We start from the raw sequence: 12,744 nt of genomic DNA on the forward strand, positions 1-12,744 counted from the left end.
TGAGCCCATGATGTCGCCTTCGTCAGCCGGCGCGCAGGCGCAGCCCCCGCGGTGTGGCGTGGAAGCCCACGGACTCCAGCAGCGTGCCCAGCGGCGAGGTCAGGGCGGCGCCGTTGACGCGCTCGACGGTGACCGTGCCCAGGGCCCCCGCGCGGGCCGCCTCGGCGAGCGCCGCGGCCGCCTCCCGCAGGCCCGGGTCGTCGGCGTCCGCGTCCGCCGGACCGTCGCCGTCCCGGCCCGGCCAGGCGAGCAGGGTCTTGCCGCCACGCTCCACGTAGAGCGTCAGCGCGCCGTCGACGAGGACGACCAGGGAGCCCGCCTTGCGGCCCGGCTTGTGGGTCGCCCCGGCGGGCGGCTCGGGCCAGGGCAGGGCGGCGCCGTAGGCGTTGGCCGGGTCGGCGGCGGCCAGCACGAGGGCCCGGCGGCGGGCGGGGCGGCCGGTGGGCCGCGGGGCCTCCCAGGGCGCCTCCGCCGCTCCGGCGGCGCGCTCGCGGGCCGTGCCGGCGGCCCGCAGCCGGTCGATGGCACCGTCCATGGCGAACTGCGCGGCGCCCAGGCCCTCGACGACGTAGCCGCGGCGGGCCTGGCCGCTCTCCTCGAAGGCCGCGAGGACCCGGTAGGCGGCGGAGAAGCCGCCCTCGACGCCCTCGGCGGCGACCGCGCCCCGGGTCACCACGCCGTGCCGGTCCAGGAGCGTACGGGCCAGGGCGTGCGCCCGGTGGGTGGCGTCCGGCTCGCGGCCGGGCAGCAGCGCCCAGCGGCCCGCGACCGTCGGTGGGCCGCCGCGGGAGGCGGTGGGCCGGCCGGCCGCGGCGAGCGTGCTCGTACGGCCGAGGAAGGCGCCGTAGCGGCCGCGGGGGACCGAGCGCCGGGCGCGGTGGGCGGTGGAGCCGGCCGTGCGGCCGGAGCCGAGCAGGGAGCGCAGCGGGGCGAGGGTGTCGTTCGTCAGCCGGCCGGTCCAGGCCAGGTCCCAGACGGCCTCGGCGATCCGGGCGTCCGCGGTGACCGCGTCGCCCGCGTCGGGGACCGCCTCCCGCACCCGGTCGGCGATCTGACGGAAGAACAGTCCGTAGCCGCCGGACAGGGCGTCGAGGACGGCCCGGTGGACCGGGGAGAGCTCCAGCGGATGGGGCGCCGGCAGCAGCAGGGGGGCCGCGTCGGCGAGCAGCAGGGACACCCAGCCGTCCTTGCCGGGCAGCGCCCCGGCGCCGGCCCAGACGATCTCGCCCGCCGCCGTGAGCTCGTCGAGCAGGGCGGGGGAGTAGTCCGCCACGCGGGCGGGCAGGACGAGCTTCTCCAGGGCGGAGGCCGGGACCGGCGCGCCCTGGAGCTGTTCGACGGCGCGCACCAGCCCGTCCAGGCCGCGCAGACTGTCGGAGCCGACGTGCTGCCACTGCGGGAGGAAGGCGGCGAGCGTGGCCGGCGGCACGGGCTCCAGCTCCTGCCGCAGCGCGGCCAGCGAACGGCGGCGCAGCCGGCGCAGGACGGTCGCGTCGCACCACTCCTGGCCGATGCCGGAGGGGTGGAACTCGCCCTGGACGACGCGGCCGGCCGCCGCCAGGCGGTGCAGCGCGCCGTCCGTGACGGCCGTGCCGAGGCCGAAGCGGGCGGCGGCGTCCGCGGAGGTGAACGGGCCGTGGGTGCGGGCGAAGCGGGCGAGGAGGTCGCCGAGAGGGTCCTTGACGGGCTCGGTGAACGCCTCGGGCACGCCCACGGGCAGGGCCGTGCCGAGGGCGTCGCGGAGCCGCCCGGCGTCCTCGATCGCCGCCCAGTGCTCCTGGCCGGCGATACGCACCCGCAGGGCGCGGCGGGCGTCCGCCAGCTCCCGGGCCCACTCCGGCTCCGCGCCGCGCTCGGCCAGCTCGGCGTCGGTGAGCGGGCCGAGGAGACGCAGCAGGTCGGCGACGCCCTCGCGGTCCTTGGCGCGGCGGTCCTCGGTCAGCCACCGCAGCTCCCGTTCGAGCTCGGTGAGCACGTCGGGGTCGAGGAGCTCGCGCAGCTCGGCCTGGCCGAGGAGCTCGGACAGCAGCCGGGAGTCCAGGGAGAGGGCGGCGGCGCGGCGCTCGGCGAGCGGGGAGTCGCCCTCGTAGAGGTACTGGGCGACATAGCCGAAGAGCAGGGAGCGGGCGAACGGCGAGGCCTCGGCGGTGGTCACCTCGACCAGCCGGACCCGGCGGGACTCGATGTCCCCCATCAGCTCGGTCAGGCCGGGGACGTCGAAGACGTCCTGGAGGCACTCGCGGACGGCCTCCAGGATGATCGGGAACGAGCCGAACTCGCTCGCCACCTGGAGCAGCTGGGAGGCGCGCTGGCGCTGCTGCCACAGCGGGGTGCGCTTGCCGGGGTCGCGGCGCGGCAGCAGCAGGGCGCGTGCCGCGCACTCGCGGAAGCGGGAGGCGAACAGGGCGGAGGAGCCGACCTGGTCGGTGACGATCCGTTCGACATCGCCCCGGTCGAACGTGACGTCGGCGGCGCCCACGGGGGACTGCTCGCCGTCGTACTCGGTGCCCTGCCGGGCGGGGTCGGCGTCGAGCAGGTCCAGGCCCAGCACATCGGCGTCGGGCAGGCGCAGCACGATGCCGTCGTCGGCGTGCATCACCTGGGCGTCCATGCCGTAGCGCTCGGCGAGCCGGGCGCCGAGGGCCAGTGCCCAGGGGGCGTGGACCTGGGCGCCGAAGGGGGAGTGGACGACGACCCGCCAGTCGCCCAGCTCGTCGCGGAAGCGCTCGACGACGATCGTCCGGTCGTCGGGGACGTGCCCGCAGGCGGCGCGCTGCTCGTCCACATAGGCGAGGACGTTGTCCGCCGCCCACCGGTCCAGGCCGGCCGCGGTGAGCCGCTCGCGGGCCGCGTCGGGCGTCAGGCCGCCGAGCTCCCGGAGGAAGGCGCCCAGCGCGCGGCCCAGTTCGAGCGGGCGGCCCAGCTGGTCGCCCTTCCAGAACGGCAGCCGGCCGGGGGTGCCGGGGGCGGGGGTGACGAGGACGCGGTCGCGCGTGATGTCCTCGATGCGCCAGGAGGTGGTGCCGAGGGTGAACACGTCGCCGACGCGCGATTCGTAGACCATCTCCTCGTCCAGCTCGCCGACCCGGCCGCCGCCCTTCTTCGGGTCCGCGCCGGCCAGGAAGACGCCGAAGAGGCCGCGGTCGGGGATGGTGCCGCCGGAGGTGACGGCCAGCCGCTGCGCCCCCGGGCGGCCCGTGAGCTCTCCGGTCACGCGGTCCCACACCAGCCGGGGCCGCAGCTCGGCGAAGGCGTCGGACGGATAGCGCCCGGCGAGCATGTCGAGCACCCCGGTGTACGCGGACTCCGGCAGCGACGAGAATGAGGCCGCGCGGCGCACCAGGGCGAGCAGCTCCTCCGCGTCCCAGGCGTCCATGGACACCATGGCGACGATCTGCTGGGCCAGCACGTCCAGTGGGTTGGAGGGTACGCGCAGGGCCTCGATGGCACCCTGCCGCATCCGCTCGGTCACCACGGCCGCCTGCACGAGGTCGCCCCGGTACTTGGGGAAGACCACGCCGGTGGAGACCGCGCCGACCTGGTGCCCGGCGCGGCCGACGCGCTGCAGCCCGGAGGCGACCGACGGCGGCGACTCCACCTGCACGACCAGGTCGACCGCGCCCATGTCGATGCCCAGCTCCAGGCTGGACGTGGCGACGACGGCCGGCAGCCGGCCCGCCTTGAGGTCCTCCTCGACCAGGGCCCGCTGCTCCTTGGAGACCGAGCCGTGGTGCGCGCGGGCGAGGAGCGCCGGGGCGCCCCGGGCCGCGCCGGACTCGGCCATCAGCTCGGCGGGGGAGTGGTGCTCGGGCAGGGCTTCGCCGGTGGCGCGCTCGTAGGCGATCTCGTTGAGGCGGTTGCACAGCCGCTCGGCCAGCCGGCGGGAGTTGGCGAAGACGATGGTGGAGCGGTGGGCCTGGACGAGGTCGGCGATGCGCTCCTCCACATGCGGCCAGATGGACGGCTTCTCCTTGCCGTCACCGCCCTCCTGCACGGGCGAGCCGCCCAGCTCGGCCAGATCCTCCACCGGCACGACCACCGACAGGTCGAACTCCTTGCCGGACGGCGGCTGGACGATCTCGACCTTGCGCCGGGGGGAGAGATAGCGCGCGACCTCGTCCACCGGCCGTACGGTCGCGGACAGGCCGATGCGGCGGGCGGGCCGGGGGAGCAGCTGGTCCAGGCGCTCCAGCGAGAGCGCCAGATGGGCGCCGCGCTTGGTCCCGGCGACGGCGTGCACCTCGTCGAGGATCACCGTCTCCACGCCCACGAGCGCGTCGCGCGCCGCGGAGGTGAGCATCAGGAACAGCGACTCGGGCGTGGTGATCAGGATGTCCGGCGGGCGCGTGACCAGGGCCCGCCGCTCGGCGGCCGGGGTGTCGCCGGAGCGGATGCCGACCCGGACGTCGGGCTCGGGCAGGCCCAGCCGCACCGATTCCTGGCGGATGCCCGTGAGGGGGCTGCGCAGATTGCGCTCGACGTCGACGGCGAGGGCCTTCAGCGGCGAGACGTACAGCACCCGGCAGCGCCGCTTCCGCTCGGCGGGCGGCGGGATGCTCGCCAGCCGGTCCAGCGAGGCGAGGAAGGCGGCCAGGGTCTTGCCGGAGCCCGTGGGCGCGACGACCAGCACGTCGGACCCCTCGCCGATCGCCCGCCAGGCGCCGGCCTGCGCGGCCGTGGGCGCCGTGAAGGCCCCCCTGAACCAGGCGCGGGTCGCGGGGGAGAACGCGTCGAGGGCCGCGGCGTGGTCGTCCGCCGGACCGTGGGCCGTGTCGTTCGCCATGCCCCCCATCGTGCACCGGACCACTGACAATCCGGCCCGGGCCGCGGCACGTCGGCCCCCGGGGCCCGCTCGCGCGAGGGATCCGCCGGTCAGCCCTGGACCGGTCAGCCCTGGACCGGTCAGCCCTGGACCGGGCGGCCGTGGACCGGGCGGCCGTGGGCCCGCAGCGTCAGCAGCGCGTCGATGGTCACCACCGGCCGGCACTCCAGGAGCGTGCCCGGGGCCCAGGCCCGCCACCGGACCGGCCAGCCGCCGTCCGCCTCCTGCGCGGCGGCGAGGAAGTCCAGCGACCGCGCGAGCTCGGCGTCGGTGAACCAGGAGCGGGCCAGCGAGGCGGGCGTGCGGGCGAAGTCGTGCGGGAAGTGGTGCTCGCCCGGCGCGTACCCCTCCGGAAGGGCGTACTCCGCGGCGCGCTCCGGGTCCAGGACCACCAGCCGCTGCTCCCGTACCGCCCGGCCGAGCCGTTCGGCCGCCGCCTGCGCCCGGGCCCGGTCGGGCGCCCCGTCGAGGAAGTCGACGGCGGCCCTGACCTCGTAGGGGTGGGTCCGCGCCCCCCGGCCCAGGGCGTCGACGGCGGCCCAGCAGAAGTCGGTGGCCCGGAACAGCCACGCGTGCCAGACCTCGTTGCGGTGCAGCAGCCCCACCACCGGGCCGGTGGCGAGCAGGTCGCTCGGCGGGTCGTCCACCACGGGGATCCAGGGGGCCGCCGGGTAGCCGCGCAGCGACGGGTGCAGGGCGGGCAGCGCGCCGTCCGTGGTGGAGACCGCCGTCAGATACCGGCACACGCGCTCCACCCGCCGGTCCCGGCACCGGCCGATCTCGTCCAGCACCCGCAGGGCGTGCGCGACGTGCAGCGGCTGGCTCACCGGGCCGCGCAGGTCCGGCTCCAGGGCGAAGCCGTAGCCCCCGTCGTCCCCCGTGTAGGCGGTCAGCGCCGCCTCGACGGCGTCGGGTCCGCCGCCCAGGAAGTGGTACGCGAATCTGCGCTGCTCCAGGACGCGGGCGGTGAGCCAGATGAAGTGTTCGGCGCGGGCTACGGCGGATGCTCCGGAGGGGACCATGCACAAGACCGTAGGGCGCCCGGCGCCCCCGGGGACCGGCTCGTGCACGGCTGCACTCTCAGGGGCGGGATACTTGGTCCATGCGGTTGACGGTCTTCTGGCAGCGAATGGCGGACTACTTCGGAGCGGCGTACGCCGACTCGTTCGCGCGCGATCATGTGATGTCCGAGCTCGGCGGCAGGACCGTCCACCAGGCGCTGGACGCGGGCTGGGACGCCAAGGACGTCTGGCGCGCCGTGTGCCGGGCGATGGAGATCCCCGACCACCGGCGCTGAACCGGTCGCGTCCGGCCCGGGCGTCCCCACCGCGGCTCATGACGTGGGCGCTGCATGGCGTCGACGCCCCATGGCGGGGCCGCTCATTTCGTCGGATAGTCCACACTTGCTGCGTGGCAGCGACAGACGACACCGTTCCGGACGCCCCCCGCCCGCCCCGGGCCGCCGACGACACGCGGATTCCGCGCTGGCTGCCCCGCGCCGTGGTGGTGACCCTCGCCCTGTTCGCCTGCTTCCAGCTCGCGAGCTGGGCCTTCCACCAGCTCATCGGTCTCTTCGTCAACATCCTGATCGCGTTCTTCCTGGCGCTGGCCATCGAGCCGGCCGTGGACCGGATGGCGGCCCGCGGCATGCGCCGCGGCCTGGCCACGGGTCTGGTCTTCCTCGGGGTGACCGCCCTGGCCGTGGGGTTCGTCACCCTCCTGGGCTCGATGCTCGCCGGGCAGATCCAGAGCATGGTGGAGAACTTCCCCACCTACCTGGACGCCCTCATCCGGTGGACCAACCGGACCTTCCGCACCCACCTCTCCCGCGTCGAGATCCAGGAGAGCGTGCTGCGCTCGGACTGGCTCCAGAAGTACGTGCGCAACAGCGCGAGCGGCGTACTGGACGTCTCCGCCGCGGTCCTCGGCGGGCTCTTCCGGCTGCTGACGGTCCTGCTCTTCGCGTTCTACTTCGCGGCCGACGGCCCCCGGCTGCGCCGGGCGCTGTGCTCGGTGCTGCCACCGCGACGGCAGGCCGAGGTCCTGCGCGCCTGGGAGATCGCGGTCGCCAAGACCGGCGGCTACATCTACTCGCGGGCCCTGATGGCCCTCATCTCCGGCATCGCCCACTACGTCCTGCTGGAGGCGCTGGGCGTGCCCTACGCCCCGGCGCTGGCGGTCTGGGTGGGCCTGGTGTCGCAGTTCGTGCCGACCATCGGCACCTACCTCGCGGGCGCGCTGCCGGTGCTGCTCGCCTTCACCGTCAATCCCTGGTACGCGGTGTGGGTGCTCGCCTTCGTCGTGGTCTATCAGCAGTTCGAGAACTACCTGCTGCAGCCGCGCATCACCGCCCGGACCGTGGACATCCACCCGGCCGTGGCCTTCGGCTCCGTGGTCGCGGGCGCCGCGCTGCTCGGCGCGGTGGGCGCGCTGGTGGCCATCCCGGCGACGGCGACGTTGCAGGCGTTCCTGGGGGTGTACGTCAAGCGGTACGAGGTGGCGGGGGAGGGCCCGGGCCCGGACGAGGGTCCGGACGAGGGCCGGGGTGAGGGCCCGGACGGTGGAGGCGCTCCGGCCGCCGGGGGTGCCGGGGGCGCCGGGGGCGCCGCGGGCGACACCGACAGCGGGCGTTCGCCGGCCCGTCGCGCCCCTGGTCGCGCGCCCCGGCGCGCCCCGGGCGAGGGGCGCTCCAGGGTGCTCGCGCGGTTGCGCGAGGCGCTGCGCAGGCGCTGACGGGACCGCCCCGACGGGCCGGTGTGGCGCGCTTGACAGTAAATTCGAACATCCATTCTCATGGGTGTCCCGGCCCGGGTGGAGGCAGGAAATCCGCGGGTTTTCCACAGGCCGGGGCGACGCCCGGGCGCATTGTCAGTGGCAGGCGTTAGCGTCGTGGACGTGAAGCGATCGACTCAAGCGAACCGGGTGGAACCCATGGCAGGAACCGACCGCGAGAAGGCCCTGGACGCCGCGCTCGCGCAGATTGAACGGCAATTCGGCAAGGGCGCCGTGATGCGCCTGGGCGACCGGGCGAACGAGCCGATCGAGGTCATTCCCACCGGTTCGACCGCCCTTGACGTGGCCCTCGGCGTCGGCGGCCTCCCGCGCGGCCGAGTGGTGGAGATCTACGGACCGGAGTCCTCCGGTAAGACCACCCTCACCCTCCACGCCGTGGCCAACGCTCAGAAGGCGGGCGGCACGGTCGCCTTCGTCGACGCCGAGCACGCCCTCGACCCCGAGTACGCCCGTGCCCTGGGCGTCGACACCGACAACCTCATCCTCTCCCAGCCGGACACCGGCGAGCAGGCGCTCGAGATCGTGGACATGCTGGTCCGCTCCGGCGCCCTGGACCTGATCGTCATCGACTCCGTCGCCGCCCTGGTGCCGCGCGCGGAGATCGAGGGCGAGATGGGAGACTCGCACGTCGGTCTCCAGGCCCGTCTGATGAGCCAGGCGCTGCGCAAGATCACCAGCGCCCTCAACCAGTCCAAGACCACCGCGATCTTCATCAACCAGCTCCGCGAGAAGATCGGCGTCATGTTCGGCTCCCCGGAGACCACGACCGGTGGCCGGGCCCTGAAGTTCTACGCCTCGGTGCGCCTGGACATCCGCCGCATCGAGACCCTCAAGGACGGCACCGAGGCCGTCGGCAACCGCACCCGTGTGAAGGTCGTCAAGAACAAGGTCTCGCCGCCGTTCAAGCAGGCCGAGTTCGACATCCTCTACGGCCAGGGCATCAGCCGCGAGGGCGGCCTGATCGACATGGGCGTGGAGCACGGCTTCATCCGCAAGGCCGGCGCCTGGTACACGTACGAGGGCGACCAGCTCGGCCAGGGCAAGGAGAACGCCCGCAACTTCCTCAAGGACAACCCCGACCTCGCCAACGAGATCGAGAAGAAGATCAAGGAGAAGCTGGGCGTGGGCGTCCGGCCCGAGACCCCGGCGGGCGAGCCCGGCGCCGACGCCGCGTCCGCCGCGGGCGAGCCGGCCAAGTCCGTGCCCGCCCCGGCCGCCAAGTCCGCGGGGAAGGCCGCCAAGACCGCGGCCAAGAGCTAGCGGTGACCCGGCGCAGCGAGTGGCCCGAGGCACGGCAGCCCCGGGCGGACACCCGTACGGACGATGGTGACCCCTCCCCGTCGAGGGCCGGGGCCGGGGCGCCGTCGTCACCGGAGGAGCAGGCGCGGGCGATCTGCCTGCGCCTGCTCACCGGATCGCCGCGCACCCGCAAACAGCTCGCCGACGCGCTCGCCAAGCGCGGCATACCGGACGAGACCGCGGAAGAGGTGCTCTCCCGGTTCGCGGACGTGGGCCTGATCGACGACGCGGCCTTCGCCGGGGCCTGGGTGGAGTCCCGGCACCGCGGCCGCGGCCTGGCCCGCCGGGCCCTCGCCCGCGAGCTGCGCACCAAGGGCGTCGACTCCGCGCTCATCGACGAGGCCGTCGGGCAGCTCGACGCCGAGCAGGAGGAGCGCACGGCCCGCGAGCTGGTCGAGCGCAGGCTGCGCTCGACCCGGGGCCTGGACCGGGAGAAGCGGTTGCGCCGCCTCGCCGGGATGCTGGCCCGCAAGGGGTACTCCGAGGGGCTCGCCCTGCGCGTGGTGCGCCGGGCCCTGGAGGAGGAGGGCGACGACCCCGAGCTGCTCGACACCTGGCTGCCCCAGGACTGACCCGGGTCGGTCCCGGGTGGTGTCAGGCCCTAGCCGGCGGGGTGGGGCGCGACGGGAAGCCCCGCCGCCCGCCAGGCCTGGAAGCCGCCCACCAGATCGGTCGCGCGGTGCAGCCCCAGTCTGCGCAGCGAGACGGCGGCCAGCGACGACGCGTAGCCCTCGTCGCAGACCACGACCACCCGCAGATCGTGCCCCGTGGCCCGGTCCGCCCGGTGGTCGCACAACGGGTCGAGCCGCCACTCCAGTTCGTTGCGCTCCACCACGAGCGCGCCCGGAATGGTTCCGTCGCGCTCCCGCAGTGCCGCGTAGCGGATGTCGACCAGCAGGCCATCGCCGGCCTGGACGGCGGCCGCCTCGGCCGGGCCGAGCCGGTCGAGCTCCGCGCGCGCGGCGGCCAGCAGCTCCTCGACCCTCATGCCCATTCCTCCGGCCACTCCACCTGTTCCAGCCGGAGCCACCGGCCGGTGCGGCCGTACCGCCGCATCATGGGCAGCGGTGGGTGATAGGCGTGCACCGACACCGCGTGCGCCTCGGTGGAGGCGTTGAACACCTGGTGGACATGGTGCGGGCCGAAGGCCCGGCCGTCGCCGTCCGTGAGCAGGCGCTCCCGGTCGATGTCGTCGGCCAGCTCCAGCGACGTCCAGCCCTCGGTGGGCAGCCGCGCGGCCAGCGACTGCTCGGTGAGCCGGCCGGCCGCCGCGGCGAAGGCGCCGTGCGAGCCGCCGTGGTCGTGCCAGCCGGTGCCGCTGCCCGGCGGCCAGCCGATGAGCCAGGCCTCGCTGCCGCCCGGCCCCTCCAGCCGGATCCAGGTGCGGCCCTCGGGGTCGAGGGGCAGGGAGGCGACGAGCGCGGCGTCGGCGGCCGTCCGGCGGACGAAGTCGAGGAGAGCGGCCTCGGAGGGCCGGCCGCGCCGTGGGGTGGCGGGCAGGGAGGCGCGTACGGAGGAGGACACACGTGGGGAAGACACAGCGAAACCGTCCTGAGTGATCGCGAGGAGAAACGCGCGACACCGGCCGTCGGAGGCGGGCGGTCGCGCGATACGTGGGAGCGGATCAGCAGGACGGACGACAGACACAGCCCGCGTAGCGGACCAGGTCGAGATGGACCCTCCGCCAGAAACGCGCGCCGTCGTCAGTCACGCTCCGGAGTCAACCACGGTGCTCCGGACGGGTCAACGATTGGCCGTAGCCTCACTGGTGGCTTCGCCGGGCCCGGCCGCCGTCGCGTTCGCTCCGGCGCCGGCGCGCGCGTCGGCGCCCGCGTCCACCACCGCCTCCACGCCCCCGTGCGGCACCGCCGTCCCGTCCGCCACCCTGTCCGCTTCGGCGTCGGCACCCGGCGCGGCCTGTGCCGGGCCGCCGCGCGCCGCGTCGGCACACGCGTACAGCTCCGCGGGCCGCACCCCGTCCAGCGCCGCGAGGAGGTGGCCGTCGGGCCGCACGACCAGGACCGTGTGCGCGGCCGCCCCCGGATAGCCCTCGGCCACGAGCAGCTCCGCGCGCATCGGCAGCGCCGAGACGGCCGCCGCCAGCCCGGGCATCAGCCCCGCGCCCAGCCAGTGCCGCCGCTCCCACACACCCGTGCCCGGCGCGACGAGCACCACCAGCAGATCGCCGCCCAGCCGCTCGCGCAGCCCCGCCTGGGAGCCGTCCGGCGCGGTCACGGGCACGTCCTCCACCGGCGCCCCGACGTCCGTGCCCACCAGGACCGAGCTCGCCGGCGGCGCGGCGGGCAGCAGGGGCGTGCGGGCGTAGACCGGCAGCGCGGCCTGGCTCCCGCGCCCCAGGTGACCATCGGTCAGCAGCGCGTCGTGGCCGCGCAGGGCGCCCGGTACGACCGCGCGACGTACGGAGTGCCACCCGCTCTCGGCGCGTACCGCGGGCAGCGCGCGGTCGGCGGCGCGCAGTCGCTCCGCCACCGCCGCCCGGCGTTCGCTTTGGTAGCTGTCCAGCAGCGCGTCGGAGGCCCCGTGGTGCCAGGCCAGTGCCAGCTTCCAGGCGAGGTTCTCGGCGTCCCGCAGGCCCTCGTCGAGCCCCTGGGTGCCCAGCGCCCCCAGCAGGTGCGCGGCGTCGCCCGCCAGGAAGGCGCGCCCGCTGCGCCAGCGGCGCGCGAGGCGGTGGTGCACGGCGTGCACTCCGGTGTCCAGCAGGTCGTACGCCGGTGTCTCCCCGCACCAGGCGGACAGTGTGTCGCCGACGTGGGCCAGCAGGGCGTCGGGGGTGACCAGTTCGCCGTCCGGCGGCAGCAGCCAGTCGAGCCGCCACACGCCGTCCGGCAGCGGACGGGCCGTCACCTCGCGGCCGCGCGGCGGCGAGCGGTGCAGCAGGGCCTCGCCGGGCCAGGGCAGCTCCGCCCGGATCGCGGCGATCGCGTGCCGCTCGACGGCCGTGCGGCCCGGGAAACGCGCGCCCAGCAGCTTGCGGACCACGGAGCGGGCGCCGTCGCAGCCGACGACGTAACTCGCGCGCCAGACCGTGCCGTTGTCGCCCCGGGTGTGCACCGTGACGCCGGAGGAGTCCTGTTTGAGGATGGTCAGCCGGCTGTCGCGGACGATCCGTACGTCGGCCTCCTTGGCCAGCGCGGCGCCCAGCTCACGGGTCAGCGCGTGCTGGGGGAGGTGCAGCGGAGACGGTTCTGCTGGGACGTCCGTGACCTCGTCGCCACCCGCCGCCCCGGCTTCCACCGGATCCTCGGCGACCCCGGCCCCGACCCCGGAAGTCGCCGCGTGTCCCGCGTCCCCCGGCGTCGTGAACGGCACCCGCGTCACCACGCTCCGCCGGCGCACCGTCCGCCAGGCCGACCAGCGGGCGCCGTCCGCCGTGGGGCACCCCAGGCGCTCCAGCATCCCGGCGGTCTCCGGTCGCAGCACGGCCGTCCGCGCGAGGCGCCCCTCGTCCCCCGCCGGGGTCTCGGAGGGGGCCTCGTCCAGCACCGTGACGGGCACCTCGTACCGGGCCAGGGCCAGGGCCAGGGTCAGACCGACCGGCCCGGCCCCCACCACGATCACCGGGTCCACGGCACGACCCCCCGGACCCCGGCGCGGACGGTGACCTGGCCCTGCGCGTGGTGCGTACGGGACGTACGGGGACTGGCAGGGGGAAAACGGTGCGCGATCACAGAACGTATGCAACCCATTGCCGCTGTCCGCGTCAAGCGATCAGAGGCCTCGCCACGGCGCGCCGGACGCGTGCGCCCCGCCGGCCCGGGCGGGCCGACGGGGCGTCATCGGCGGGTGGAGCGGCCGGACTCGGCCCCGGA

The 12,744-nt window shown here is 75.5% G+C and carries 9 protein-coding genes and 1 pseudogene; 4 read left to right on the forward strand and 6 right to left on the reverse strand.

The features are described from left to right. Window positions 1-22: 22 nt before the first annotated feature. Window positions 23-4,783, reverse strand: coding sequence for an ATP-dependent helicase (locus AC07BS_RS11185; protein WP_478931516.1), 4,761 nt, complete (start codon window positions 4,781-4,783; stop codon window positions 23-25). Between the two features lie 119 nt (window positions 4,784-4,902). Beyond that, complete coding sequence (locus AC07BS_RS11190) at window positions 4,903-5,844, reverse strand: hypothetical protein (protein WP_478641027.1); 942 nt, start codon at window positions 5,842-5,844, stop codon at window positions 4,903-4,905. Between the two features lie 80 nt (window positions 5,845-5,924). Here AC07BS_RS11190 and AC07BS_RS11195 point away from each other — a divergent pair, with 80 nt between their 5' ends. The 4 genes and pseudogenes from AC07BS_RS11195 to recX all read left to right on the forward strand — a co-directional run. Then, a complete protein-coding gene (locus tag AC07BS_RS11195; protein ID WP_478641026.1) occupies window positions 5,925-6,119 on the forward strand; it encodes a DUF3046 domain-containing protein in 195 nt (64 codons plus the stop codon). 113 nt (window positions 6,120-6,232) lie between these two features. Further along, complete coding sequence (locus AC07BS_RS11200) at window positions 6,233-7,555, forward strand: AI-2E family transporter (protein WP_478931519.1); 1,323 nt, start codon at window positions 6,233-6,235, stop codon at window positions 7,553-7,555. A gap of 198 nt (window positions 7,556-7,753) precedes the next feature. Beyond that, window positions 7,754-8,875 carry a recombinase RecA gene (gene recA / locus AC07BS_RS11205; protein WP_478641024.1) on the forward strand — a complete coding sequence of 374 codons (1,122 nt, stop codon included), beginning with the start codon at window positions 7,754-7,756 and terminating at the stop codon, window positions 8,873-8,875. Beyond that, window positions 8,797-9,402: pseudogene (recX, locus tag AC07BS_RS11210) on the forward strand (recombination regulator RecX); the annotation flags it as partial. The gene recA and the pseudogene recX, both read left to right, overlap by 79 nt. 113 nt (window positions 9,403-9,515) lie before the next feature. Here recX and AC07BS_RS11215 read toward each other — a convergent pair. The 4 genes from AC07BS_RS11215 to AC07BS_RS11230 form a co-directional block, all read right to left on the reverse strand. Next, window positions 9,516-9,902 carry a rhodanese-like domain-containing protein gene (locus AC07BS_RS11215; protein WP_478641022.1) on the reverse strand — a complete coding sequence of 129 codons (387 nt, stop codon included), beginning with the start codon at window positions 9,900-9,902 and terminating at the stop codon, window positions 9,516-9,518. After that, window positions 9,899-10,438: a cupin domain-containing protein gene (locus tag AC07BS_RS11220; RefSeq protein WP_478641117.1), complete on the reverse strand. Its 540-nt coding sequence runs from the start codon at window positions 10,436-10,438 to the stop codon at window positions 9,899-9,901. Before AC07BS_RS11220 ends, AC07BS_RS11215 begins: the two co-directional genes overlap by 4 nt. Before the next feature lie 100 nt (window positions 10,439-10,538). Next, window positions 10,539-10,625 (reverse strand): putative leader peptide, encoded by an 87-nt coding sequence (locus AC07BS_RS11225; RefSeq protein WP_372478799.1) that lies wholly within the window; start codon window positions 10,623-10,625, stop codon window positions 10,539-10,541. 32 nt (window positions 10,626-10,657) lie between these two features. After that, window positions 10,658-12,502 (reverse strand): FAD-dependent monooxygenase, encoded by a 1,845-nt coding sequence (locus tag AC07BS_RS11230; RefSeq protein WP_478931521.1) that lies wholly within the window; start codon window positions 12,500-12,502, stop codon window positions 10,658-10,660. Window positions 12,503-12,744 lie beyond the last annotated feature (242 nt).

It is taken from the genome of Streptomyces sp. NPDC044063, assembly GCF_056434285.1.

Coding starts and splice junctions, on each gene's coding strand:
- recA (WP_478641024.1), top strand. CDS start 7,754: ATGGCAGGAACCGACCGCGAGAAGGCCCTGGACGCCGCGCTCGCGCAG.
- AC07BS_RS11185 (WP_478931516.1), bottom strand. CDS start 4,783: ATGGCGAACGACACGGCCCACGGTCCGGCGGACGACCACGCCGCGGCC.
- AC07BS_RS11195 (WP_478641026.1), top strand. CDS start 5,925: ATGCGGTTGACGGTCTTCTGGCAGCGAATGGCGGACTACTTCGGAGCG.
- AC07BS_RS11190 (WP_478641027.1), bottom strand. CDS start 5,844: ATGGTCCCCTCCGGAGCATCCGCCGTAGCCCGCGCCGAACACTTCATC.
- AC07BS_RS11215 (WP_478641022.1), bottom strand. CDS start 9,902: ATGAGGGTCGAGGAGCTGCTGGCCGCCGCGCGCGCGGAGCTCGACCGG.